Source organism: Actinotignum timonense (assembly GCF_002860685.3).
Lineage (GTDB): Bacteria > Actinomycetota > Actinomycetes > Actinomycetales > Actinomycetaceae > Actinotignum > Actinotignum timonense.
The window spans coordinates 992,151-1,017,662 of record NZ_CP136960.1 but is presented as its reverse complement, the minus strand read 5'-3'; the positions used below and the strand labels follow the sequence as shown (position 1 = coordinate 1,017,662).

At 62.2% G+C, this 25,512-nt stretch carries 25 protein-coding genes; 7 read left to right on the top strand and 18 right to left on the bottom strand.

From position 1 onward, the window contains the following. Positions 1-225 precede the first annotated feature (225 nt). Entirely contained in the window at positions 226-2,508 is a 2,283-nt protein-coding gene (gene glgB / locus CYJ17_RS04235; protein ID WP_087069857.1) for a 1,4-alpha-glucan branching protein GlgB, read from the top strand. Between the two features lie 464 nt (positions 2,509-2,972). Here the strand turns inward: glgB and CYJ17_RS04230 are convergent, their stop codons facing one another. From CYJ17_RS04230 to CYJ17_RS04220, 3 genes are all read right to left on the bottom strand, one after another. Then, positions 2,973-3,977, bottom strand: coding sequence for a sugar ABC transporter permease (locus CYJ17_RS04230; protein WP_087069858.1), 1,005 nt, complete (start codon positions 3,975-3,977; stop codon positions 2,973-2,975). Then, positions 3,977-5,590 (bottom strand): ABC transporter permease subunit, encoded by a 1,614-nt coding sequence (locus tag CYJ17_RS04225; protein ID WP_087069859.1) that lies wholly within the window; start codon positions 5,588-5,590, stop codon positions 3,977-3,979. Before CYJ17_RS04225 ends, CYJ17_RS04230 begins: the two co-directional genes overlap by 1 nt. Before the next feature lie 64 nt (positions 5,591-5,654). Then, a complete protein-coding gene (locus tag CYJ17_RS04220; protein ID WP_087069860.1) occupies positions 5,655-6,905 on the bottom strand; it encodes a sugar ABC transporter substrate-binding protein in 1,251 nt (416 codons plus the stop codon). A gap of 401 nt (positions 6,906-7,306) precedes the next feature. Between CYJ17_RS04220 and CYJ17_RS04215 the strand changes: the two genes are divergently transcribed. Further along, complete coding sequence (locus CYJ17_RS04215) at positions 7,307-8,416, top strand: LacI family DNA-binding transcriptional regulator (RefSeq protein ID WP_087071118.1); 1,110 nt, start codon at positions 7,307-7,309, stop codon at positions 8,414-8,416. 12 nt (positions 8,417-8,428) lie between these two features. Then, positions 8,429-10,156 carry a glycoside hydrolase family 13 protein gene (locus CYJ17_RS04210; RefSeq protein WP_087069861.1) on the top strand — a complete coding sequence of 576 codons (1,728 nt, stop codon included), beginning with the start codon at positions 8,429-8,431 and terminating at the stop codon, positions 10,154-10,156. Between the two features lie 16 nt (positions 10,157-10,172). Here the strand turns inward: CYJ17_RS04210 and CYJ17_RS04205 are convergent, their stop codons facing one another. The 3 genes from CYJ17_RS04205 to CYJ17_RS04195 are packed head-to-tail and all read right to left on the bottom strand — an operon-like array spanning position 10,173 to position 13,345. Continuing rightward, the gene (locus CYJ17_RS04205; protein WP_087069862.1) at positions 10,173-11,060 is read right to left on the bottom strand and encodes a tetratricopeptide repeat protein; all 888 of its coding nucleotides are present in this window, start codon (positions 11,058-11,060) and stop codon (positions 10,173-10,175) included. 1 nt (position 11,061) lies between these two features. Next, positions 11,062-12,087, bottom strand: a complete 1,026-nt coding sequence (locus CYJ17_RS04200) for a hypothetical protein (protein ID WP_087069863.1) — start codon at positions 12,085-12,087, stop codon at positions 11,062-11,064. Then, positions 12,080-13,345, bottom strand: a complete 1,266-nt coding sequence (locus CYJ17_RS04195) for a hypothetical protein (protein WP_087069864.1) — start codon at positions 13,343-13,345, stop codon at positions 12,080-12,082. The genes CYJ17_RS04200 and CYJ17_RS04195 overlap by 8 nt, the downstream gene beginning before the upstream one ends. A gap of 300 nt (positions 13,346-13,645) precedes the next feature. Between CYJ17_RS04195 and CYJ17_RS04190 the strand changes: the two genes are divergently transcribed. The 3 genes from CYJ17_RS04190 to CYJ17_RS04180 all read left to right on the top strand — a co-directional run bounded on the left by CYJ17_RS04190 (position 13,646) and on the right by CYJ17_RS04180 (position 15,708). After that, entirely contained in the window at positions 13,646-14,974 is a 1,329-nt protein-coding gene (locus CYJ17_RS04190; protein ID WP_087069865.1) for a cell division protein DivIVA, read from the top strand. A gap of 249 nt (positions 14,975-15,223) precedes the next feature. Next, positions 15,224-15,442, top strand: coding sequence for a hypothetical protein (locus CYJ17_RS04185; protein ID WP_087069866.1), 219 nt, complete (start codon positions 15,224-15,226; stop codon positions 15,440-15,442). A gap of 77 nt (positions 15,443-15,519) precedes the next feature. Then, complete coding sequence (locus CYJ17_RS04180; RefSeq protein WP_087069867.1) at positions 15,520-15,708, top strand: hypothetical protein; 189 nt, start codon at positions 15,520-15,522, stop codon at positions 15,706-15,708. Between the two features lie 497 nt (positions 15,709-16,205). Here CYJ17_RS04180 and CYJ17_RS04175 read toward each other — a convergent pair whose 3' ends face one another. The 5 genes from CYJ17_RS04175 to CYJ17_RS04155 form a co-directional block, all read right to left on the bottom strand. Then, positions 16,206-17,024: a hypothetical protein gene (locus tag CYJ17_RS04175; RefSeq protein ID WP_143231796.1), complete on the bottom strand. Its 819-nt coding sequence runs from the start codon at positions 17,022-17,024 to the stop codon at positions 16,206-16,208. After that, entirely contained in the window at positions 17,011-17,316 is a 306-nt protein-coding gene (locus CYJ17_RS04170; RefSeq protein ID WP_143231797.1) for a hypothetical protein, read from the bottom strand. Before CYJ17_RS04170 ends, CYJ17_RS04175 begins: the two co-directional genes overlap by 14 nt. Positions 17,317-17,556: 240 nt before the next feature. Next, on the bottom strand, positions 17,557-18,333 hold the full coding sequence (locus CYJ17_RS04165) for an alpha/beta fold hydrolase (protein WP_087069869.1): 777 nt from the start codon (positions 18,331-18,333) through the stop codon (positions 17,557-17,559). A gap of 71 nt (positions 18,334-18,404) precedes the next feature. Next, a complete protein-coding gene (locus CYJ17_RS04160; RefSeq protein WP_087069870.1) occupies positions 18,405-18,674 on the bottom strand; it encodes a type II toxin-antitoxin system Phd/YefM family antitoxin in 270 nt (89 codons plus the stop codon). 47 nt (positions 18,675-18,721) lie between these two features. Beyond that, a complete protein-coding gene (locus tag CYJ17_RS04155; RefSeq protein WP_087069871.1) occupies positions 18,722-19,006 on the bottom strand; it encodes an LIM domain-containing protein in 285 nt (94 codons plus the stop codon). Positions 19,007-19,134: 128 nt separating this feature from the next. On the opposite strand from CYJ17_RS04155, the gene CYJ17_RS04150 reads away from it, so the two are divergent. Then, positions 19,135-20,700, top strand: coding sequence for an IS1634 family transposase (locus CYJ17_RS04150; RefSeq protein WP_087069872.1), 1,566 nt, complete (start codon positions 19,135-19,137; stop codon positions 20,698-20,700). Here the strand turns inward: CYJ17_RS04150 and CYJ17_RS04145 are convergent. From CYJ17_RS04145 to atpD, 7 genes are all read right to left on the bottom strand, one after another. Continuing rightward, positions 20,680-20,940, bottom strand: a complete 261-nt coding sequence (locus CYJ17_RS04145) for a type II toxin-antitoxin system Phd/YefM family antitoxin (RefSeq protein WP_087069873.1) — start codon at positions 20,938-20,940, stop codon at positions 20,680-20,682. The two genes, CYJ17_RS04150 and CYJ17_RS04145, sit on opposite strands and share 21 nt — an antisense overlap. Before the next feature lie 47 nt (positions 20,941-20,987). Then, positions 20,988-21,272 (bottom strand): LIM domain-containing protein, encoded by a 285-nt coding sequence (locus CYJ17_RS04140; protein ID WP_087069871.1) that lies wholly within the window; start codon positions 21,270-21,272, stop codon positions 20,988-20,990. Between the two features lie 125 nt (positions 21,273-21,397). Continuing rightward, positions 21,398-22,669 carry an N-acetylglucosamine-6-phosphate deacetylase gene (locus CYJ17_RS04135; RefSeq protein ID WP_087069874.1) on the bottom strand — a complete coding sequence of 424 codons (1,272 nt, stop codon included), beginning with the start codon at positions 22,667-22,669 and terminating at the stop codon, positions 21,398-21,400. Between the two features lie 9 nt (positions 22,670-22,678). Beyond that, on the bottom strand, positions 22,679-23,374 hold the full coding sequence (gene nucS, locus CYJ17_RS04130) for an endonuclease NucS (protein ID WP_087069875.1): 696 nt from the start codon (positions 23,372-23,374) through the stop codon (positions 22,679-22,681). After that, positions 23,375-23,764, bottom strand: a complete 390-nt coding sequence (locus tag CYJ17_RS04125) for a DUF2550 family protein (protein ID WP_026429109.1) — start codon at positions 23,762-23,764, stop codon at positions 23,375-23,377. Positions 23,765-23,776: 12 nt separating this feature from the next. After that, entirely contained in the window at positions 23,777-24,052 is a 276-nt protein-coding gene (locus CYJ17_RS04120; RefSeq protein ID WP_035277070.1) for a F0F1 ATP synthase subunit epsilon, read from the bottom strand. Then, positions 24,052-25,512 carry a F0F1 ATP synthase subunit beta gene (gene atpD, locus CYJ17_RS04115; RefSeq protein ID WP_026429107.1) on the bottom strand — a complete coding sequence of 487 codons (1,461 nt, stop codon included), beginning with the start codon at positions 25,510-25,512 and terminating at the stop codon, positions 24,052-24,054. The genes CYJ17_RS04120 and atpD overlap by 1 nt, the downstream gene beginning before the upstream one ends.

The following is a 25,512-nucleotide window of genomic DNA, read 5'->3' as shown; positions in this document are numbered from 1 at the left end:
CCCGCCCGCGCCCGCAAGCTCCCCATACCCGACCACGCACGCTGTCCACGGCAGGCGCCCGCGGCCCGGGATCGCGCATCTTTCAGGTATCCTGGGATATGTAGATAGTCGCGCGGCACTTCCGGAAATTCCGCGGTACCGCTTGGCAGGACACAGCACACCACCGGCGCGCGCGGGTGGTTTCCCGCTCTGACCGCCTACGCTCCATCGTGCAGAGAGGCACACATGTCTGATTACGTAGAAGTTGATGAAGGCACGCTCGAGGCTGTTTCCAAGGGTTGGTACTACGCACCCCACGATGTCCTCGGCCCCCATTCCAACGGCAGCACCGTCACGATCCGTACCATTCGGCGGCTCGCGGATGCGGTATTTATTGAAACGCTGGACGGGCGGGTGCCGGCCGTGCACGAATACAACGGGATTTGGCGCGCGGTGCTCGATACCCCGAACGTGCCCGATTACCGGGTGGTGGCCTCCTACGGGGGCGTGGAAAGCCGCGGGGATGACCCCTACCGTTTCCTGCCCACCCTGGGAGAAACCGATATTTACCTGATCTCGGAGGGGCGCCACGAAGAATTGTGGAATGCGCTGGGTGCGCATGTGCGCCACTTCCCCTCGATCCTCGGGGATGTCACCGGCGTGGCCTTCTCGGTGTGGGCGCCCAATGCGCTCGCCGTGCGGGTGGTTGGTGATTTCAACGGCTGGGATGGTTCGCTGCACGCCATGCGTTCCCTGGGTAGCTCCGGGCTGTGGGAACTCTTCGTGCCGGGCGCCGGCGCGGGGGCGCGCTACAAATTCGAAATCCAGTACAAGGATCTGAGCTGGCACCAGAAGGCCGATCCGATGGCCCGCTACAGCGAAACAGCGCCGTCTACCGCCTCTATCGTCACCGAATCCACCTACGAATGGAACGACGACGCCTGGATGGCCCAGCGCAATGACCCTGCATCGGGGCCGGTTTCCATTTACGAAGTCCACCTGGGTTCGTGGCGTAAGGGGCTGTCCTACCGGGAGCTCGCCGACCAGCTCATCGGGCACGTCAAGTACTGCGGCTTCACCCACGTGGAATTCATGCCGGTGGCGGAGCATCCCTTCACCCCTTCGTGGGGCTACCAGGTGACCGGGTACTATGCGCCCACCTCGCGCTACGGCACCCCCGATGATCTGCGCTACCTCATTGACCGGCTGCACCAGGCCGGCATCGGGGTAATTACCGACTGGGTGCCCGCGCATTTCGCCACCGACGAATGGGCGCTGGCGCGTTTCGACGGCCAGGCGCTTTACGAGGATCCGAATCCGCAGCGCGGCTCGCATCCGGATTGGGGCACGCTGGTCTTTGACTTCGGGCGCCGCGAAGTGCGGAACTTCCTGGTGGCCAATGCGCTGTACTGGCTGGAAGAATTCCATTTCGACGGCATCCGCGCAGATGCCGTGGCCTCCCTGCTCTACCTGGATTATTCGCGGGAAGCCGGGCAGTGGCAACCCAATATTTACGGCGGGCGGGAAAACCTCGAGGCGATTTCCTTCCTCCAGGAAGTCACCGCCACCGCCTACCGGCGCAACCCCGGCGTCATGATGATCGCGGAAGAATCCACCTCCTGGCCGGGCGTCACGGCGATGACGGATAGCGGCGGGCTGGGCTTCGGCCTCAAGTGGAATATGGGCTGGATGAACGACACCATCCGCTACTTCGAGGAAGAGCCGGTCAATCGGCGCTGGCACCACGGGGAAATCACGTTCTCCATGGTCTACGCCTATTCGGAGAACTACCTGCTGCCCCTCAGCCACGACGAAGTAGTGCACGGCAAGGGCTCGCTCTACCAAAAGATGCCCGGCGACGACTGGCAAAAGCGCGCCGGCGTGCGCGAATTACTCGCCTACCAGTGGGCGCACCCGGGTAAGCAGCTCCTGTTCATGGGCCAGGAATTCGCTCAGATCCGTGAATGGAACGACGACGCATCTCTCGACTGGTGGCTTACCGACCAGCCCGAACACGATGGCATCTTGTCCCTTGTGAAACGGCTCAACGAGATCTACGTGGATCACCCGGCCCTGTGGAGTGATGATTTCACCCCGCACGGATTCGAATGGATTGACGGATCGGACGCTGATAATAACGTCATTACCTTCCTGCGCCGCTCTGCCGATGGCAAGGATGTGGTTGTGGTGGCCTGCAATTTCGCGGGTATCCCCCACCACGATTACCGCATCGGTTTGCCGGCCGGGGGCACCTGGAAGGAAGTCCTCAATACGGACGCGGTGGAATACGGCGGTTCCGGGGTCGGCAACCTCGGGGAGGTCCACGCGGAGGAGGTCGGCTGGAACGGCCGGCCCTATTCGGCCCCGGTGCAGCTTCCCCCGCTCGGGGTGGTCTACCTGCACCACGCGCCGGAGGAAGTTGCGGAGGAGATCGCGGCCGAAGATTCCATGCCCGCAGCCGAATCTAGCGAATCCGCAGGTGAAATGGGCGCGGATGGCAAGGAATCCGAGGCAGCCGCAGCCGCCTAAAGCGGTCGCCTTATAGAGGCACCTCCTAAAACAGCCGCCTCAGAGCGCGTGCCGCGTCTTAGCTCCTTCGCGGTGGCGCCTGGCAGCGGCGCAACAGTGGGCCCGGTGATCGACTACTCGACCACCGGGCCCACTCCTTTGCCTACGCACAAAGTGGTACTGGAGCTACAGCCAACACCCGATTTTCTGTCGTGCAGTACCACTCTGTCAGGCCCGATGTTCTCCAGTACCACTACGCCGGACACACACGCCCTCAGCGCCGACCTGCCGAGCCAAATCGGCCCGAGCCGGCGGCAGCAGGCAGGGGTGTTTTTTCCGAGGTGTACTTCGCATGTACGACAAATGACGTACATCTCGGAAAACACATAGTCCCTCCCCGCTGAAGAACCAATAACCCGGACTTTCCTCGGCGTATCACCGAGCGAAAGTCCGGGTTATGAGCAACTATTTCGGGTGCGGCCAGGCTACCCCTTCACCGACCCACCGGTCAGTCCCGAAACGATGTAGCGCTGCAGGAAGAGGAAGAGGAGCAGAATCGGGAGTGCGGAGATGACCGCGCCGGCTGTGAACCAGCCCCACTGTTTCTCATTGCCGCCCACCCAAATATTCATGCCGATGGCCAGGGTCCAGTTCTCTTCTTTGGAGAGAATCGTGGAGGCCAGGATGAAATCGTTGAAGGCTCCGATGAAGGCTAGCAGCCCCACCACCGCGAGGATCGGAGTCACCAGCGGGAGCACGATGGTCCAGTAGACCTGCGAATGGCTAGCGCCGTCGATCTTCGCGGCTTCGTCCAGCTCCATCGGGATGGAGTTGAAAGTGCCGTACATGAGGAAGGTATTGGCGCCCAAAGCCCCGCCCAGGTACACGCAGATGAGCGAGAGCTTGGAATCCAGGCCGAGTACCGGCACGATCTCACCCAGCTGGCTGAGCAGCAAGAAGATTGCCACGAAGGCCAGCAGCTGCGGGAACATCTGGATGACCATGAGGGCCAGCAGCCCGCCCTTGCGCCCCCGGAAGCGGAAGCGCGAAAATGCGTAGGCCGCGGCCGCGCCCATGAGCACCGCCCCCAGCGCGGAGAAAATCCCGATCTCCAGGGTATTGGCGAACCAGCGCCAGAACATCGTTGAGCTGCCTAGCTGGGCGAAGTTCTGGGTGGAGATCTCCGAGAAGAGGGAGTTCGCCGAGGTCAGCGTCGTTTTGGTATTCGGGTTGAGGGCCGCGGAGAGCACGTAGATAATCGGGAAAGCCGAATAGACGACGGCGAAAAGCCCGACCAGGTGCCGGAAGCCCACTTGGGAAAACCAGCGCCCGAAACTCACCTTATTGTGGTGGCGTTCCCTATGGCTGATCTTTTCCTCGATCACGGGAACAGCGCCGCGCGCGGTCACGCCCGCGCCACCGGATGCCGCGCCGCGCCCGGACGCGCCAGCGCCGCCGGGAACCGCCATAACTGTAGATTCGCTTGCCATTACTGTGCCCCCTCAATTGAACGCGAGCGCCGGAAGCTGATGAGGGAAATCGTGCCGACGATGACGAAGATGAGGATGGACATGGCCGAAGCCAGCCCGTAGTTCTTCGTTGCCGCGCCCGACAGCCCGGAAATCTGGTACACCATCGAAATGAGGATGTCCGTGGACCCCACCGGCACCGAGGCGTCCGCGAATTGCGGGCCGCCGCGGGTGAGCATGTAGATGAGGTTGAAGTTATTGAAGTTGAAGGCGAAGGAGGAGATGAGCAGCGGGGTTACCTGGATCATGAGCTGCGGCAAGGTGATATACCGCCACCGCTTGAATCCGCCCGCCCCGTCAATCTCCGCCGCCTCGTTGAGTTCGGAGGGAATGGATTGCAGCGCCCCGGTGCAGATGAGGAACATGTAGGGGAAGCCCATCCACAAATTCACCAGGATCACGGACAGCTTGGCCAGCCACGGATCGGTGAGCCACCCGATCTCCGCACCCCCGAAGAGCACCTGGTTGAAGAACCCGTACTTTGGGTTGAGCATGCCGGCGAAGAGGAAAGCCGTCATAAAGGAGGGGAAAGCGTAGGGCAGCAGCATAATCGTGCGGTAGATTTTGCGCCCGCGCATCCGCTCATCATTCATGACCAGCGCGAAGAACATGCCCAGCAGGAAGGTGGTCGCCACCGAGAGGAAGGCGAAAGCGAACGTCCACACCAGCACCTTGAGGAAGGGGCTGGCATAGCGGGCATCCCCGAAGGCATCGGCGAAGTTCTTGAAGCCAACCGTCACCCGCCAACCGGTATTGAGAGTTTCACCGTCGTCGGCCCGGTAGAAGCCATCGCTGGAATCAGCGTGATAGACCTTGCCGGTGGTGATATCCGTGAGGGTATCGGCCGCCGCATCGTGCTTGAGGGTTGATTGGAAAACAAAGCCGGTTGTGGCTGTTTGGGTTCCAATAAACCCATCTCCCGGGTCTTCGCTCATGGGAACGCGCAGCGCGGTGATCTCCGCCTGGCGCGCCCCGATCTGGGCGGGCGTGAGGATCTCATACCCGGGCACCTCGGTGATGCGCTTGCCATTAACCTGGGCATTTTTCGCGGGTACGAAGGGAGCTTCCTCGGTGCCCACGAGCACTGCGCCGTCGTCGTTCACAATAGCGAAGCCGAGTTCCCCACCGGCGTCCACGACCGCGAGGGGGTACTGCGCGCTGCCTTCGACCCGCTGGGTGGAGGTGAGCAGCAGTGCCTCGGTGGCGCGTTCTTTGGTGAGCATATGGCGGTCGCCGTAGTTGGTGAACGCGATGTAGCCGGTGTAGAGGATAACGAACACCTGGAAAATCGCGAGGAAAACCAGCCCCGGCGTGAGGTACTTGGGGGCCAGGTGCTTCCGCGAGAAATACACGTAATCCACGATGACGAGCAGCACCGTGAAAACGGCCACCAGAATCCACGATCCTTCGTTGAACGCCGCCGCGATAATGTAGATCCCCAGCGCATTGACCAGCGCCATGAGGACCAGCTTGATAATAAAACCAACCGACCAGGTGCGCGCGTGCGAGCTTCCCACCACCGGGATTTTCTTCTCGGCGCGGCGCCCGGCCCGGTTCTCCGTTTCCGTACTCATGACTTACCTCTTCGCTGACGCGAGGGTGACCCGGAAACCTCCGAGCCACCCTCGCGTTCGCAGCTTACTTGGCTAGTTCTGCCTGCAGATTCTGGATGAGGCTCTGCCATGCGGCCACCGGTTCGGCGCCGTCAATGATCTGAGCTTCGGTGACGCCCCAGGGCACCCACACCGCACCCATTTCGGGGATGGTGGGCATCGGCTGGGCGCCTTCGGCAGCCTTGGCGAAGCCTGCGGTGACTTCATCCTTCTGGGCTTCCTGAGCCGCGGCGGTCAGCGCCGGGAGGCGGTTGCCGGCCTTGTAAATATCCAGCTGCACCTCCGGGGTGGCCATGTAATCAACGAGGAACTGGTTGGCCACAATCTGGTTCTTGGACTGCGCGGAAACATAGAAGCCCTGCACGCCCACGAGCGGGGTAGCCGCCTTGGGGCCGGGCGCCGGAATCGGCTCCACCGCGACCTTGAGGCCGGCGCTGCGGAAGTCCTCAATCATCCACGGGCCGCCCAGGATATAGGGCGATTCACCCTTCTTGAACGCATCAACCGCAATATCGTAGGTCATCGCGGTTTCGAAAACGCCGGCCTTGCCCTGCTCACTCAGCCAGGTGGCGAAAGCTTCGCCATTGGCCCCGCCCATGCCAAGGTTCTTCGAGGTGGAACCGTCCGCATTCGTCTCAAAAACGGGCGCCCCGAAGGACTGCTGGAAGGGGTAATAGGTGTAAGGATCGCCCTTATCGGTGGTCTGGACGAGGAAGGGGTACTTCACGCCGGCTTCCTTGCCCTTGGCGATCATCTCATCGAAAGTGGCCGGGGTGGAATCCGCCAGCGCGGTATTGCGGATGAGCGCGAGGTTCTCCAGCGCGTAGGGCAGACCGTACAGGTTCCCGCCGGTGGAGAAGGCCGTGGTGGCCACGTCATTGAAGTCCTTGGCCTTATCGCCTAATTCGATGGGGGCGACGACGCCGTTCGCCACGAACTCACCGAGCCAATCATTGGCACCCACGGTGATATCCGGGCCCTGACCGTTGGAGACCTGGGTGAGGAACTCCGCGCGCACATCCCCGAATTCCTTGACCACGAGCTCCACGTGGTTGCCGGTTTCCGATTCGAATTTCTTCGCGGCGCTTTCCAAGGCCGGCTGGCGGTTGGAATCAGTCCACACCGTAATGGTGGCCCCGCCACCGGCTGCCGGTGCTGCCGAGGTGGCTCCGGCAGGTGCTTCGCTCTTATCAGCCGAACCGCCGTTGCCACCGCAGGCGCCTAAAACAAACGCCAGCGCGGATACCGCGGCCATCGCGCTTATGCTCCGTCGCATCTTTACTCCTTGCGTTGATTCTTCGCTACGCGGGATCGCACCATCACGCTCCCCGTTATCTCTGAGGGTAGCGCATCATTCGGTAATTTTCACCCCTTTTTGCAGCCTTTTTTACGCCTTTACATACCGGAGGTTGGTTAGTGTGGAATTTTCCGCGGTTTTACGGGCTTTGCGGGCCGCGCTGTTTTTAGAAATACTTTCACGGTTGGGGTGGCGGCGGGCGGGGAGCTGCGTCGTCGTGCTGTACCGTGACGGGGCGGAAACAGAAGTACGGCGGGACGTTCCCACCGCTCCGCACATCCAGCCGCGCACCGCACCGCTGGAGTTTTCAGAAAAGCCTCAGTACGATGTTGCACGACGGCGCGCACCGCGCCGACCAGCACAAGGACGTCTCGGTACCCATGAGTAAAATTCGCATGCAAGATGTTGCCACCCACGCGGGGGTGTCCGTGGCGACCGTATCGCGCGTGATTAACCAGAAGGGCAATGTCAGCGAGGATACGCGCACCGCGGTGCTGGCGGCCCTCGATATGCTCGGCTACGAGCGCCCGCCGCGCCTGAGCGAGGCGAGCGGAACCGTGGGTCTGCTGCTCCCCGAACTAACCAACCCCATTTTCCCGGTGTTCTACCAGGAGCTCGAACGCGAATTCACCGCCGCCGGGTACACCACCACCCTGGCCACCCAGGCGCCCGGCGCCCTCACCGAGGACGAAGCGGTCGCTTCGCTCACCGCCCGCGACGTGTGCGGGCTGGTTTTTGTATCGGGGATGCACGCGGATTCCAAGGCCTCGCCGGAGCGGTACGTGCGGCTGGCCGAACGCCTCCCCTTCGTCACGATTAACGGCGCGAATCCGCGGGTTCCGGCCCCTGATTTTTCTACCGACGACGCCGAATCCATGCGGCAGGCGGTGCGGCTCCTGGCCGGGCTCGGGCACAGCCGCATCGGTTTGGGTATCGGGCAGCGCCGCTATATTCCCGGCCAGCGTAAAGAACAGGGCTTTGGCGAGGCGATCTCCCAGATGCTGCCCGGCGCCGATGTGATTGTTGCAGAAACTTTTTTCACGGCTCACGGCGGGGCGCGAGCGGCCGAAGCCCTACTGGCGCGCGGCTGCACGGCCATGGTGTTCGGCTCGGACATCATGGCGCTCGGCGCGATTGATGCCCTGGAGCGGCGCGGGGTGCGGGTGCCCGAGGATGTCTCGATTGTTGGTTTTGATGATTCGCCGCTCATTCGGTTTATGCGCCCGGCGCTCACGACCCTGCGCCAGCCGGTGGCGGCCATCGCCCACGCGGCCTGCGCTACCCTGCGGGCCGCCATGGAAGATTTTGCGCCGGCACAGCGCACGAAGGCGGGAGCCTCCATGAGCTTCCCGGCCGAATTGCTGGTGCGTTCCACCACCGCGGGTGCGCCACTTGCGGCGCCCGGTGCGGAAACTGCCGGCACGGCCCGCGCAACCGGTGCGGCGCCCGCGCACATTAGCGCGCCCGCGCCCTCCTCCACCTCCAACTGAAAGGACACCGCTATGCTCCTCCACCCTGCTTCCGAGCGCGAAAACTGGTGGCGCGACGCCGTTATTTACCAGATTTACCCGCGTTCCTTCGCGTCCTCGGGCGGGCCGCTCGGGGACCTGCGCGGCATCGAGAGCCGGCTGGGTTACCTGGCGGATTTGGGAATTGATGCGGTGTGGCTTTCGCCTTTCTACCGCTCCCCGCAATTCGATGCCGGTTACGATGTGTCCGATTACCGCGATGTTGATCCGCGCTTCGGCACCCTGAAAGACGCCGAGCACCTTATTGAGGCCGCGCACGAAGCCGGGCTGCGCATCATCGTTGATATCGTCCCTAACCACACTTCCTGGGATCACGAGCTTTTCCGGCGCGCGGTGGCGGCCGGCCCCGGCTCCCCCGAACGGGAGCTGTTCTGGTTCCGCGAGGGGAAGAACGGGGGCAGCGAGCCTCCCACCAATTGGCGTTCGGTGTTCGGCGGGCCGGCCTGGTCGCGAGTGCGCGACCTCCCCTTCGTTGCCGGCACCCCGGCCGCGGAAGAAGACCTCTACTACCTGCATCTTTTTGACCGCTCGCAGCCCGATCTCAATTGGCAGAACCCGGCGGTGCGTGCCGAATTTTTGGCGACGCTGCGTTTCTGGCTGGATCGTGGCGCCGATGGCTTCCGGGTAGATGTGGCCCACGGGCTCATGAAAGATCCGGCGCTTCCCGATTGGTCCGGGGCGGTGGAAATGGCCGGGGTGACGGAGAAGCCCGAGCCGGCGCCCTTCTTTGACCGCGATGAGGTCCATGAGATTTATCGCGAGTGGCGCGCGGTGCTGGATGAATATTCTCCCGAGCGCATTCTGGTGGCGGAGGCCTGGGCGGATACCGAGGAGCGGCTGGCCCGCTATATCCGCCCCGATGAAATGAACCAGGCTTTCAACTTCATTTATTTGGCCGCGCCTTTCGAGCGCGAGGCGCTGCGCGAGATTATTGTGCAGTCGCTGCGCCAATCGGATCGGGTGGGTGCGCCCACCACCTGGGTGCTCTCGAATCACGACGGCGTGCGGGTGTGCTCGCGCCTGGGCTACCGGGATACCTCCCGCGGGGCGAACGGCATCGGTGCGAATGATCCGCAACCGGACCGCGAGCTCGGGGCGCGCCGTGCCCTGGCCTGGCATCAGCTCACCGCCGGCCTGCCGGGGGTCTATTACATCTACCAGGGCGAGGAACGTAATCTTCCCGAACATACCTCGCTGCCGGACGAGGTGCGCGAAGATCCCACCTTCGCCCGCACCCACGGCAAGGAGCTGGGCCGGGATGGCTGCCGGGTCCCCCTCCCCTGGGAATCGGATCGCCCCGGTTGTGGTTTCTCCCCGGACGGCGCCACCTGGCTCCCCCAGGGCGCGGATTGGGCGCGTTACACGGTGGATGTGCAGGAGGCCGACCCGCATTCTCCGCTGCATTTCTTCCGCACCATGCTGCGCCTGCGCGACGAGCTGGAGCTCGGGGTGGGTTCCCTCGAGGATGTGTGCGATGAGTACGGCGCCGGCGTGCTCGCTTATGTCAATCGCGCCGCGAATACCAACCGGGCCGCGCATGCGCAGCGGCCACCCGTACTCATGCTCACGGTATTCGACGACGCCGCCCCGCTGCCCTCCGGTTGGCGGGTCCTGCTAGCCTCCGATCCGGCCGCCAGCGCCTTGGGCGAAGGGGAGATGATCCCGGCAGATACCACCGTCTGGCTGGTGCCGGTCGAGTAGCCGAGCTGGAATCGCTTTAGAAGAGCGCGGAGGCAAGGTCGCGGCGAGCGCTGCGCACTACCTCCGTATCGGCTCCCACCGCGGTGAAGAGTTCGAGCAGGTGGGTGCGCAGTTCTTCGCGCGCATCCCCGCTGGTGACCTTAATGGCGTTGATCAGCCGGGTGAATCCTAGATCGGGGCGACCGGCGGCCACCTCAATATCGGCGGCGGCGATCTGCGCCGCCGCATCCCCGGGGCCGCCGGCATCCGCCGCGGCCATGACGGCCTGCGGGTCCTGCCCGCGGGTGGAGCGCAGCAGGCGCACCTGGGCGCGGCCCACCTGCGCGACTTCACTATCCGGGTCTTCTGCCGCGAGTGCCTCAAATTCGGCTTCCGCAGCGTCGAGGTCTCCCCGGTCGAGTGCTTCGAGGGCGGCCAGGTGATGGGGATTGACGGGGGCTTCGCCCGCTTCATCGGCTTTCCCGCTCACCCGGCCGGCCACGCCGGCGCGATTAGCTGCGGCGAGCAGCTGGTTCACGAGCTCGGTGAGCTGCGCGGTGGTGGGTGCGCCCTGGAAAAGTGGGACGGGTTGGCCGCCCACGAGCGCGATACCCATGGGGATGGTCCGCACGCCAAAGGCCTGGACAAGTTCCGCTTCGGTGCTGGCGTTCACCACCGCGATACGGATCTGGCCGTCGCGCCGGCGCGCTTCGGCTTCCAGGGTGGTGCCCAGCTCGCCGGCCGCGCCGTCGGCCACAAAAAGCACGATAACCGGAACCTGCGCGGAAAGCTGCACTTCGGCGTTGAGACCGGCCGCGGTGAGTGTGGTGAGGTAAGCGCCGGGCACGGGCGCCGCGTTTTCCTGCTTTTTCGCCGCTGCCAGGGCCGCTAAATCGACCGGGCCGCGCATGGACATATCTGCCATATTAGCCTCCGTTCTGCACCGAGGTAAGCACCGGTTTCGATGCCGCTACCGTGGTGATCGTTGTGTTTGTGGCGCCCGCCGCCGGGATTTTCAGGGCCACCGTGAAGGAATAGTTGAGGCGCATGCTCCCCTGGACCGTGACCTCGGTATTGGCTTGGCCGGTGGCCAGCCCCGCGATTTTCGCGTCGGTAACTTTGATGGAGCCGCCCTGGGCGGTGTGGCGGATTTCGAGGGCCTGATTGACCTGGAAGACGGTAAGGATACCGCCGTCGCTGGCGCGGAAGCTTTCCGGGGTGGTCTGGGCCGGGCCGAAAGCCTGGCTGACCGCGCCCACGCCCTGCACCGCGCCGGCCAGGGAATCGTAAGTTTGGGAAAGCTGAGTGCGCACCGCGTCCGGGGCGGCCGGGTCCGCATCCGAGCCGTAGCTGAGGGCCGAACCGCTGGCGTTGAGCGTGCCGATATAGCCATCGTGGGCAGCCTGCGGGGACGCCACCGCACCTTCGCCGTTATCCGCCGCCACCCGCTGCGCACCGGCCGGGCCGGCGGGGATCTCCGGGATCACGCTGCCGGGAAGAATATCCATGGCCGCCCACAGCGACCAGTTTTCCCGAGCCGCGCCCTGGGTGAAAACATTGAGGCCCTGCGAGGTGGTATTCGCCGGCCAATTGACCACCGCGAGCGCGCTGCGCGGGAAGCCTTCCGCCCCGGAAATCGCCACCGAATCGATGGTGGTGGACAGCGCGGGCATATCGTAGCTATCGGCCAGGATGCGCTTGAGGGCGTAGTGGGCGCTGCGTTCCACGCTGAAGGGGCCGGAGCCGCGCCCGCTGAATTCTTCGGGGCTGGCGGCTGCATCCGCCTTGGTCAGCTGCTCGAAAATCGCGGGGGCAACCCGCTCGGTGAAGTGTTTATCGGAGAGCGCGGCACGCGGGCTTGCCGGAGCCGGGGTGGGTTCCAGGACGACGGCGCTCGCTGAGCAACCGCCCAGTAATACCAGTGCCGCGAGGGTGGCCAGGGCCTTACGCATGGGTCGTTCCTTCCTCGTCGTCGTTCTGTGCGGGCTGTTTTTGACCCCAGATGCTCCACCAGCTTTGCGGATCGGATTCCGCGGCGGTATCGCCATCGCTGCCGGTGGCACCGGAAGTTTCCGAGCGGTCCGTATCGCTGAGCTCCGCGGGCTTGACGGGCACGCCGTCCTTCATCCGGATGGCGGGGAGGATGCCCGAATCCGCCGCGGCCTGCCATTCGGCACGCGAGCCGCGGTAGCCGGGTTCGTCATCCGGGCCGGGGAGCGTGGCCGCCGGTTCTTCAATTTCCGTTTCCTCGGTTGCCGGTTCTTCAGCCTCGGGTTCTTCCGCGGGCGTTTCTTCCGGAACCGATTCTTCTGCGACGGTTCCTTCCGGATCTTCTTCCGGCTTTTCTTCCGAAACGCCTTCTTCCGGAACAGCCAACTCAATGCGGTCAGCCGGATCGAGGGGACGTTCGCGCAGTTCCTGAGCGCGCGGGCTTTCCATGAGGATACCCGCGCCCAGAGCCCCGCCTGTTGCCGTAACCCGGTCACCCGCGGCAGACTGACCAGCCGCACCGCCAATTCCCGCGCTCACCGCCGGCATAATCGTTGTTTCATCCGCGGCCCGCTTGGCACGCGAAACACGTTCGTCCTTGCCGGCCCGCACCTTCGCGGCGAAGCTGCGCTGATCCTTGGTGGCGGTCATGAGCAGCACCACCCCGATAATCCCCACGATAAGCCCGAGCAAGCTCACCGGGAGAGACCAGTTCCGCCCGCCGGGCAGCGCCCAGGTGAGTTCCACCTGCGGGAGCGCCCCGGAGGACGTCTGCATAATGAGTGATTCAGCTCCCGGGGAGGTCACGGTGTAGGTGAATTCCACCTTCCCCTTGGCTTCTTCCTTAGAGAACCACATATCCGAGGCGAGGACTTTGCCCGGGTCCGCTTCCCCCTGGGAGGTGGTCAGCGTCAGTGCGGCGTCGTCGTTCATACCGGTAATGGTGGCGCCGGGCACGCCTTCCGCGTACGCGAGCACGTCACCGGAAAAGCCGGCGCCCACGGAAATGGTGTCCTGCGCCGGGCCAGAGACAGATACGTCTACGTCGGTCCCGCCCATATCCAGGACGCCGGGGGCGGTGACGAGCACGCCTTTCCCCTCCGGCGCCACGGTGGCGGAGACGCTCGAGACCGGCTTCCACACGGTGCCGAGCAAAATGCCCACCACCAGGATCGCCAGGCCCGCGAGCGCGAGACCGACTCCTCCGTTCTTCTTCATCATTCCCCTTCTCACTGCGGTTCGCGGCCCGGTACGACCGCACCGGCGAAAGACCATCGACAACACATACCTACATTAAAACTACCGCGTGACCTGCTCGGTGGCGGAATTTTTCGGCGCACGGCCGCGCTTTTAGGCTTAGAGAAAAGCCTAACCGTTATCTAACCGTTATAAAACTCTGGTGCGGGCGATGGTGGCGAGCTCCACAACGTTCACCACCCGCCCAGCACTACCCCCACCGGGTGCGCTGACCGGTAGGCTTAGGGCAGCAATTTCTATCCAGCAGCGCGCGGAGAGGGTGTTATGGCGGATTTTGAACTGTTTCCAACAGTACGCAAGGGTTACGACAAAGCTCAGGTCGATGAACGCATTCACCAGCTGGCTGATGCGCTCGCCGAGGCTCGGTCGCGAGTAGCGGGTTTGGATGCGCAGGTGCTGCGCATGTCCGGGGAGCTCACCGAGTTGCACAGCCGTTTGCGCGAGGATGAGCGCCCGTCCTATTCGGGGCTGGGTACCCGGGTGGAGCGGCTGTTGCGCGGGGCGGAACAGCAGGCGATGGACGTGATGAGCCGGGCGAATTCCGATGCGGAGTTGCTGGTTTCCCGGGCGCGCTCCCAGGCGGAAAATCTCACCTCCGCGGCGGAAAAAGAAGCCCAGGAAACTTTGGATTCTTCACGTACCGAGGCGGCGCAGGTGCGCCAGCGTGCCGAGGCGGAAGCTACCGAATTGACTACTACTTCGCGGCGCACCGCCGAGGAGTTGGTGACCTCGGCCCAGCGCGAGGCTGAGCGTTTGGAGGCGAAAATGCGCCACGATGAGGCCGAGCTGAATACGCGGCTCACCCACGAGGAAGAGGAGCGGCGCGCAGCTCTGGCCCAGGAATTGGCGCAGGCGCGTACCCGGGCCGAAGAAGAGGTCACGCAATTGCGTACCGAGGCGGAAACTGAGGTGGCGCGTTTGCGTAGCGAGGCGGAGGCCGAGGTCGCGAAGATCCGCGCGGAGGCCGAACGTGAGGTTGCGCAGTTGCGGGCGGATTCGGCCGCGGCCCGCGCGCGTTCCGATGAAGAATCGCGTACGGCCATGGCGAAGTTTGTCGACGACGCCGAGGCTCGGGCTGCCAGTGCGGAACGCCGCCTGGCGGAAGCCACGAAGCGGGCTAATGCCCTGACTTCATCCTCGGAAGCTGAGGCGAGTGCGGCGCTGAGCGCCGCCCAGACCGAGGCCCGGGAATTGGTGAGCGCGGCGCGTGAAGATGCCGAGCGGATGCGGCGGGAAGCGCGCGAGGCCGCCGAGGAATCGCATCGCCAGGCCGATGCCCACGTGGCGGGCCTGGAGGAGCAGCGGCGCACCCTCACCTCGTACCTGGAGGATATGCGCACCATGCTGGCCACCTCGAATATCCCGCTGGCCCTGGATGAAATCGTGGGCAGCGCCGAGGAGCGCACCGCCGCGGAGGCGGCTGAAGCCGGTCAGGCTGGCGATCAGGATGCCCGGGCTGGCGAATCTTCCGTAACGGACGCACCTTCCGCGGGCGAGGCACAGGCCGGAGAACTGGCAGGAGATCACTCCCCCGCGGCCGTGGAATCTGATGCCGCCGGTGGAGACACCGAGGAAGCTACCAATAATCAGTAGCACCCCGGCTAATCAGTAACTCAGTAGTATTCCGGCGGAAGCCTAACGGGCTGGAATCCCAGCTTCCCCAACTGCTCCAATATCCGCGTGGCGCCCGAGATCACCAGGATCCCGGGCGCCATTCGTTTGTCACATTCCGAGCGGAATATTCGAGAACATGATTAGCTATGAGCGACCGGCGCAATTGGGCTACTTTTCAACCGTTGCTTATACTACGTGCGAACGTCCCATTGTGGATATGCTGGCACCATGTCGATCGTCTATGGCCCCACGTACACGAGCCTGGAGCAGATACAGGATCGTATGAAGGAAATTCTTGCCGATCTTCATATCTCGCGCGAAGAATATGAGGAACGGATGGCTGAGTACACTCTCAATCAGCGGGAGGCTGACTACCGTCCGGAATACCGAACGCTCAAGAGGTTCGAAGAGCTTGCGCTTTCTGATGAAGACAAGCTCAGCGGATAAATAGACAGAAGGCGGTGCGCTAGATTATTGATCGCAACCTCAGCTCACCGAAGGAGCTTTGCCATAAAGGAAAACACATGAAGGATTCCCCGTTCCGCAGAATCGGTTATGCCCTATTGGGAATGGGCTCTGGAATTTTGATACTCACAAAGAATTTCGCCGGTGGCATCACCGGGGCTTTAGCCGGTTTACTTATGTTCTGGTCGGATGCAAAGAAACCCGATAACACTGGAGAATCCCCCGATTCCCGCGAGGGAAGCCGCTAAACGCTAGGGCGCAGCTCTTGGGAATCGCTGTAAGCAACTGTTAGTGACGGTGTGAGAAGCGCCCGAGATCCACATGAATCCCGGGCTGTCAAGAGAATGTTAAATCTGCGCGCCTAGCGCAAGGAAAAATGCACACTCAGCGCAACCAAAACTGCACGCCCTGACCGAACTGGCAATCTCGCCCGGCGCCCGAATGCCCCTACCGTGACCACTACTCAACGCTCGCCGACGGTGCCGGTGTCAACGAGCGTTCCTGCCACCGCTAGGCCAACCACCCCGCGACTATCCGGACGATTCAGCGTCCTCCGCTGCGACCGTGAGAAAGCCGCGGATCAGCCTGATAATGCAGAAGCTGAAGACGTAGCAGTGGCGGAATCCGATTCCGAAAGCGAAGAAAACGAGGATGCTACCAAGAATTAGTAGTACACCGGCGGAAGCCTAACGGATTGGAATCCTGGCTTTTCCAAAGGTGCCACGCTAGTGTCGGTGGGAGGGAACTATGCATCCTCGGGTATTTCCCGCAATGAGTGAAGCGGCAAAACCTCATGTGGTGGCAAAGAGATCAATAAGGCTAGTGTTGCCATATCGGGTAAAGACGCCAGCTTATCAAGAGTAGACGAAGACACTCCTTGAGCACTTGGTGACTCTAAAACGAAAACACCTACTGGTTGGGACTGGTGCTCGAGGCGGTAAGCGGCTATGGACCTAGCATGGAGCGTCAGTGAAGCTGCCTCTTCCAAGGTGAGACCAGAATTAAAAGTCTGTACCTCGTTCCATTCTTCCCGGTCTTCCGGCATTTTCGAACGAGCCAAAAATCCAGTCTCCCACGCGCGGGCGAGAATACCTTTATCATCTGGGATAGTTCTGCGACCTACTTGAGTTAAACGAGGATTTGAACTCCAGCGCGCAACGAGGAAAAAGATGTCACCACTGTGGCGATATATAGATCCCCTCAAAACGGTCCCGGGACGGCTCAGCCCGTTGGCTATTCTCGCCATCAGATGATCTAGAGCCTGACAGACAATACCGGATTGGTGCCGGTAAAGCTCCTCCATTCGGTCTTTCTCGGTGAGAGCGTCCTCTAAGTCAGACTGAAGAGAAGCGCTCGCAACTTGTTGCCTGTTCTGCACGACAAACGCCGGAATACCGAAAAGTGGAGAAAGGAGGCAAGCCCATCGTGGCAAGCCGGCAAGGGAACCGCCGCTTATCGAGAAAACCACCGGCCCGGTAGCGGCAATAGCGGTAAATATTGTGGCCGCATGTCGCTCCAAGAAATGCCAGACACGAAGCACCGTCTCGTCATTAGGCGTAGACAAGCCCAACTCCGTTATCACGCAAGCGCCGCCCCTCAGCTGCATCAAGAGAGAAAGAATACCCGGAGAGAGCAAGGAGCTCCTTGGCAATGCGATCCGCATCTTCCTCGTGGAATTTTTCAGCTCGAACGTAGAACGTCAAAATGATGCTGTTCGCATAAGGAGAAACGCAAACATCGGTACCTACAAGGTTCAGGGCACGCGCCGCATCCTCAATAGCGGAACTAGCTCGGTGAATATCAGTGCCTTTGGGCGCACCGAAGAATAGCTGCACTTCAAAATCCCTCATAGCCATATCCACATCCCCTTTCGTACCTTCGTCATCTCAACCCAGATTATGAGAGTCGCGTGCATTAGCACGTTTCTGGTGAAGATTGCGCGGCTGCACCGCTTCTTCACCTAGCCTACTTTCCCTCACTTCTACCAGCAATACACTGTGGATAACGGTTGAGAAACACTGCGAGGGCGTGGCCGGAGCACTTTTCGTGTCTCCCAGCCACGCCCTCAAGTACAGTTAGCGCGAGCGCTTCAGCGGCTAGCGGGTAGCTGCCTCGTACAGCTCGCGCAGCGCGGTAGCGACCTCGTGCGGCTTTTCCACCGCGGAGAAGTGGCTGGCGCCCTCAAGTTCCACGAACGGTTGGTCCGGGCGTACCTCGTGCAGCTGTGCGAATTCTTCGTGCTTCGCATTCGGATCATCCACCCCGCGCAGCAGCAGGACAGGAACATTCAGCTCCATAACCCCGCGAGTATCCGGGCGGGTCAGCATCATCTGCTGCAACCAGGAGAAAGCCCCGGCATCTACCGTCTTGAAATAGGCAGCAACCTTCTCCTTGAGTTCCGGGCTGGCTGCCGAGCTCAGCATGGTATCCACCCAGCCAGCCAGCACGTCCCAGCTCTGGCCCGAGGCGAGCTTCTCGATGGCCTTTTCTCGCGGGGAGGGCGAGGGCTCCGGCCCCAAAATCGAGCCGTCCAGCAGCGACAGCCCGGCGATCTGCTGGGGATTGCGCAAGGCATAAGCTGCGGTGACGGTAGCACCCATGGAAATTCCGGCGAGCACGATGGAATCGTATTCCGCCAAGGTTTCTTTGAGTGCAGTCAGGTAGGAATTGATATGTGGCGTGGTGGCGCCCGCGGCGTCGTCGACCTCAGAACCGGAAGGTGAGTCCCCGAAACCGGGGGCGTCAATAGCAATCGTGTGCAGATCCGAAAGCTCAGCGCGCACGCCCTCCCACATCCGGGACGTCATCGGCATAGCGTGGAGCAGAACAAGCGGGATACCCGCACCTTCGTGAATATGTGTGGCAAGTTTCATACTGCGATTGTAACGCCGTTCCCGGAACTTAACCCGGGTACGGCGGCCCTGGCGTTCCTCGGTGGGCTTCTTTAGTGCTCTTCCGCGAGCCCCGCCTTGAAATCTTCCAGGGTAATGCGTACACCGTCATCAGTACGCTTGGCGTGCTCATAGGCCGCGATATCCTGAGCTATCTCGAATTCCTCCAAGGCGTGAAGATCGTCGATGGCGACGAGAGCGGCAACAGCTTTACCTTCGTGCGCGATGATGAAGCGCTTTCCTTCTTGGGCAGTTCCTTCAAGAATCTGAGAAAGATTTTCGCGTAATTCCCGGGTGCTCACCTGAGTCTCGGTCATGGGCATAAAGCAAATATAAAACTACTTGCGCCGGTCACACAATGGGAATCCCGTTAGGCGCGGCCGCGGTGCTGCCAGCAGCCCGGATGCCAGTGGCGGCGCGCATCCACCCCAGCTTGGGCGCCCCAGATGGTGTCCTCCGTCCAGGCCACAATATTGGGTTCGCCGGCGCGAATAATCCCGCCGCAGCCCGGGCACACGTAGTCCTTCGCGGCGCTGGCGATGCGCCGCACCTTGTAGGTGGCGCCATCGCGGCCGTTCTCATAGCGCAGCCCACCCATCGCCGCGCTGATATTCAGCGGGCGAACGGGACGGGAGTACTTTTTCGACCGGCGCATTCTTCCACCTGACTCGTGCAACTTTTTGAGGTTTTGGGGTTTTCTCGGGTGTTTGGCCTGGTCAGAGGGTTGTGGTTGGTGGTTTTGGGTCACTAAAAGGCTGGTGGTGTTTTAGCTAGACTGGGATCATGGCGCCATTCCTACGTAAAGTGAGAACCGCCTCGGGTGCCACGGCCGTGCAGATAGTGGAAAAACAAGGCCGGGTAAACCGGGTTATCAAACACCTCGGCTCGGCACACGACGAGGCCACACTGGCGGCATTACTCGAGAAAGGCCGCCAAGAACTGTCCCCGGGCCAGTTAAAACTCGACTTATTCGATAGCGGTAGCCCTGGTAGCCCACGCGCTTCTACCCTGGGTAAACGCTCAACACTACTGTGGCAAGTCCTCCAGGACGCCTACCGGGTAGTGGGCTTCGACCAGGCTATTAGAGACAACGTATTCGAGCAGTTGGTTTTAGCCAGAATTGTTGAACCGGCATCGAAAGCCGACACGATCCGTATCCTCGACGAGCTCGGGGTTGAGCACGCGAGTTTGCGTACCATATTCACTACCCTGCGTCGCTGCGCGGATAAAGACTACCGATCCCAACTCGCCCGGGCGTGTTTCGGCAACGCCACAAAATCCGGGGATTTATCACTGGTGTTGTATGACGTGACTACCTTGTATTTCGAAGCTGAACGCGAGGACGAGGACGGGGACGCGAATGAGGGATTACGGAAAGTTGGGTACTCGAAAGAAAGACGTGTTGACCCTCAAATCGTGGTGGGTTTGCTGGTAGACCGTGGCGGGTTCCCTTTGGAGATCGGTTGTTTTGAGGGTAACAAAGCCGAAACTAAAACCATTCTCCCAGTCGTGAAAGGCTTTCAAGCCCGTCACGGGTTAGATAGTTTCGTGGTGGTAGCAGACGCAGGAATGCTCAGCGCCAACAACCTCAAGGAATTAGACGCAGCCGGGTTCAGGTTCATAGTCGGGGCCAGGCAAACCAAAGCACCCTACGACCTGGAATCCCATTTCCACTGGCATGGCGCGTCTTTTACTGACGGGCAGATTATCGACACGGTCACGCCCAGGCATGCCAACACGAAAGTCAATGACAAGTTGAAGGAAGACGAGCCTGTGTGGGATGAGACTATGGTCAAGTCCTGGCGGGCTATCTGGCAGTACTCCGCAAGGCGAGCCCGCAGGGATGGACTCACCCTGGAAGCCCAACGCCGGCGTGCTATGGAGGCGATAGAAGGCGTCAAACCCGCGCGTAAACCCAGGTTCGTGAAAACCACTCGTAACGGTTGTAGTTTCGATGAGGTGGCCTTTGAACGCGCCCGGAGGCTAGAAGGATTGAAAGGCTATGTCACTAATATCCCGGCCGCGGTAGCTCCGGCAACGCAAATCGTTGATTCCTACCACGAATTGTGGCACGTGGAACAGTCTTTCCGTATGTCTAAATCGGATTTACGAGCCAGGCCGATATTCCACCGGCGCCGTGAAGCAATCGAAGCGCACCTGACCGTGGTGATGGCTGCTTTGGCCATCTCCCGTTATCTCTACCAGAAAACCGGGGTCACGACTAAAAAGCTCGTACGCACGCTACGCCCGATCCAGGAACAAACCATCCTTTATCAAGGCCACGAAATCCGTTCCAGTGATCCTATCCCACCCCAAGCCCAAGAAATCCTAGACAATCTGGGTCACTAAAGTTGCACGACTCAGGCGTACACCGTCATCAGTACGCTTGGCGTGCTCATAGGCCGCGATATCCTGAGCTATCTCGAATTCCTCCAAGGCGTGAAGATCGTCGATGGCGACGAGAGCGGCAACAGCTTTACCTTCGTGCGCGATGATGAAGCGCTTTCCTTCTTGGGCAGTTCCTTCAAGAATCTGAGAAAGATTTTCGCGTAATTCCCGGGTGCTCACCTGAGTCTCGGTCATGGGCATAAAGCAAATATAAAACTACTTGCGCCGGTCACACAATGGGAATCCCGTTAGGCGCGGCCGCGGTGCTGCCAGCAGCCCGGATGCCAGTGGCGGCGCGCATCCACCCCAGCTTGGGCGCCCCAGATGGTGTCCTCCGTCCAGGCCACAATATTGGGTTCGCCGGCGCGAATAATCCCGCCGCAGCCCGGGCACACGTAGTCCTTCGCGGCGCTGGCGATGCGCCGCACCTTGTAGGTGGCGCCATCGCGGCCGTTCTCATAGCGCAGCCCACCCATCGCCGCGCTGATATTCAGCGGGCGAACGGGACGGGAGTACTTTTTCGACCGGCGCATTCTTCCATGGTAGCCGCTTGGCGCGCGGAGTCCACTAGCACGCCGTACGATGCCGCAGCCGCCTGGCTACCTACGCACGCGCCGGACTATGCATGCGCACGTTGCACTACAGATGCGCACGCCCGCTATGCCACCAGCTTGCCGTCCTGCGCGACCAGCTTGCCGGCGCGGTAGACCCGCCGCGGGCGCAGCTCCTCATCCACCACCAGCAGATCCGCGCGTTTGCCCACCTCGAGCGCCCCGCGATCATCCAAGCCCATCACGCGGGCCGGGGTGGCGCTCGCCATGGTGACGGCGTCGTTCAACTCCACTCCCGCGCCGACGACGGTACGCACAATATCAAGCAGATGCGAGGTGCCACCCGCGAGATTACCCCCGCGCAGCCGCGCCTGCCCGTCGGTCACGTGCACGCGCAACCCGCCCAGCTCATAGGTGCCATCCGCCATGCCGGCCGCCGCCATCGCGTCGGTAATGAGCGCGATATTTTCCGGGCCCACGATTTCGACCACGTTGCGCACCAGCTCGGAGCTAATATGCACGCCGTCTCCAATAAGTTCGACGACGCAGCTGCCGCGGCGCGCGGCAGCTAAATACTCGGCCACCGGGCCGGGCGCGCGGTGACGCAATTCGCGCATGGCATTAAACAGGTGGGTGGCCACCGGGATGGCCCCGCCCGCCACCGCCCGCTCCTGGAGCTCACGCGCCGGGCCGGCCTCCGCGTGGGTATGCCCCCAGGTAGGAACCACACCGCGCTCAAGCAGGAGGTCCACCACCTCGCTCGCCCCCGAAAGTTCGGGGGCGAGCGTCATCCCCCAAGCGTGCCCGCGGGCCGCATCGAGGAGCCGGGTGGCGATCTCCACGCTCGGAGATTCCAAATAGGCCGGGTTCTGAGCACCGGCCCGCTCGCTGGAAAGGAAAGGCCCCTCGATAAGGATCGCGGCCAGGGTGCCATCCTCGACCGCGTCGGCCATGAGACTCGCCCCGGCTTCCATGCGTTCCACACTCAGGGTGGTGAGGGCCGCGGCTACGGAGGTGGTGCCGTGGGCCAGGTGCTCGCCGGCCGCCTGCGCCACCTCCGCGCTATCCTCCGCATCCGGGAAGGAGGCTCCTCCCCCGCCGTGGCAATGTTCATCCACAAGCCCGGGCAGGATAAGCCAGCCCTCGGGCAGCTCACCGCCCGAATCAGCACCAGCGGCACCAGCGGCACCCGAGCGCGCCCCACCATCAGCATGCGCGGCCGCGCCGGCCTGGTGGCCGGGAGCTGCGTCGTCGTTCTTAGTAGTTGTGTGTGTTCGCGTTTCGCTAGGCGCTACCCGCGTGAAAACTCCGTTGTCCCACGCGATATCGCATTCGCGCACGCCGCCGGGCAACGCTGCCCGGCCGTATAAGAACCCCATTATCCCGTCCTAAAACAGTCGATCCTCCGGGTGGTCTATGCCACGCATATCGTCGTAGTTCAAGATCATACAGTCAATGCCGCGGTCTTCGGCCAGTACACGGGCTTGCGGTTTGATTTCCTGGGCCGCGAAAATGCCGCGGAGCGGATTGAGGAGGGGGTCGCGGCGCAGCAAATCGAGGTAGCGGGTGAGCTGTTCAACCCCGTCAATTTCCCCGCGGCGTTTAATTTCGACGGCGATATAGCCGCCCTCGCCGTCGCGCACCATGAGGTCCACCGGGCCTATGGCGGTGGGGTACTCGCGGCGCACCAAGCTGGCATGCGGGGCGATACGTTCCACCTGTTCGGCCAGCAGTTTTTGCAGATGCGCTTCCACACCGTCTTTGACGAGCCCGGGATCCTCCCCGAGGTCCTGTTCGTAATCAGAAAAGACCTCGTAAATGCGGATGACCAGGCGGTCGTCGGTTTTCTTGTGCTCCACATTCCAGATGGTGCGCACGCCCGCCTCGCGCTCCGCCGCGCTCGGTTCTTCTTCGGTGAAGAGGGTGGGGCCCATCATCCAGTTGAGGGGCTTGTACGAGCCGGTATCCGCGTGAATCAGCACGGAGCCATCGGCTTTGACCATGAGGAGGCGGGTGGCCGGTTCGAGATGCGCATCCAGGCGTCCGGAGTAATCCACCGAACAGGTAGCAAAAACAACGCGCATCTAGAACAACACCCAATCTCCCCGGGGCGGGGCCGAATCCGCCCACGCCACCAGCGCGGTATGCGCCTGGCAGCTCATGGCCATATCAATTTCTGTATGAGCATCCCCCACCCGGGCGGTGGCGATATCATCACGCACTTTGACCAGGTTGATGCTCAGGGAACGCCGGTCCAGGCGCAGCGCCGGGCGCCAGGATAAGGAGGCCACCCGGAACCACTCCAGCGCATCGGTGCGGAAAAACACCACCCCGGTGTGCCAGCGGTGCTGCCGGCGCACCGCGGCCTGGGAGGAGCCCCATTGGTTGAAGAGGTAGCGTACCCGCGCCAGGAAGTAGATGAGGAGCGCGAGGAGAACCAGCACGACGATCAGTGCTACGCTTTGCCAGCTCATTCGCGCTCTCGCCTACCGCTCGGTGACCGACTGCTCGCTGACCGAATCGGCCACCACGATGACCTGATTAGCGGTCACGGTAAGGAAGCCGGAGCCGGACATCGTGAAGCTGCGATCGCGTCCGTCCGCGCAGCCGCGCACCTCGACGTTACCTTCCGTGAGGAGAGCAACGAGCGGGGTGTGGTCCGTGAGGATACCCACCGAGCCTTCGGTGCCGGGCGCGGTCACCGATTCGGCATTCCCGCGCCACGCCAGCTCCCGCTGGGAAACGATCTCAACGTCCAGCATTATTCGCTCCGCAGTTCGTGGTACTTGCGTTCCAGATCCTCGATGCCGCCAATATTGAAGAAGGCCTGCTCGGGGACGTGGTCGTATTCGCCGTCGCAAATACGGCGGAACGCTTCAACGGTTTCCGCAACCGGAACGGTGGAGCCTTCCACGCCGGTGAACTTCACCGCGGTGTACATATTCTGCGAAAGGAACTGCTGGATCCGGCGCGCGCGGGCGACGGTCAGGCGGTCTTCTTCGGAGAGTTCATCCACACCGAGGATGGAGATAATGTCCTGAAGTTCGCGGTTCTTCTGGAGGATCGCCTTGACGCGGGTCGCAACCTCGTAATGCTGCTGGCCCACGATCTGCGGATCCAGAATACGCGAGGTCGAGGCGAGGGGATCCACCGCCGGGTAAATACCCATGGAGGCAATATCACGCGACAGTTCGGTGGTTGCATCCAGATGGGCGAAGGTGGTTGCCGGCGCCGGGTCGGTGTAATCGTCCGCGGGAACGTAAATGGCCTGCAGCGAGGTAATGGAATGCCCGCGCGTGGAGGTAATACGTTCCTGAAGCGCACCCATTTCATCAGCCAGGGTGGGCTGGTAGCCCACCGCGGAAGGCATGCGCCCGAGCAGGGTGGATACTTCCGAACCGGCCTGGGTGAAGCGGAAGATGTTATCGATGAAGAGCAGCACGTCCTGGTTAGCGACGTCGCGGAAGTACTCCGCCATCGTCAGGCCGGACAGGGCGATGCGCAGGCGCACCCCCGGCGGCTCGTCCATCTGGCCGAAGACGAGGGCCGTCTTATCGAGCACCCCGGCTTCGTCCATTTCGTGGATGAGGTCGTTACCTTCACGGGTACGTTCGCCCACCCCGGCGAATACGGAAACGCCATCGTGGTCGAGGGCCACGCGCTGGATCATTTCCTGAATGAGCACCGTTTTGCCCACGCCCGCGCCGCCGAAGAGGCCGATCTTGCCACCCTGCACGTACGGGGTGAGCAGGTCGATAACCTTGAGGCCGGTCTGGAACATCTGGGTTTCCGGCTCGAGTTCATCGAAGGCGGGAGCCTGGCGGTGAATCGACCAGCGTTCCTTCACGTCGATCTCATCGGGGGAAACGTTGAGCGGTTCGCCCACGACGTTGAAGACGTGCCCGCGGGTAACGTCCCCGACTGGAACGGTGATGGGGGCACCGGTATCGATAACGACGGCGCCGCGCACCAGGCCGTCCGTCGGTTTCATCGCGATGGTGCGCACCACGTTATCGCCCAGGTGCTGGGCCACTTCCAGGACCATCTCCTGCTGGATGACGCTTCCGTCACCGGCGGGGAGGGTGGCCGTGGTTTTCAGGGCGTTATTGATATCGGGAAGCGCGTCGGACGGAAATTCGACGTCGACGACGGCGCCAATGACCTGCGTAATCCGGCCGGTTGTGGCCAGGTCCGCGGTCTGCTCCTCTAGTTGTGCAGTCAT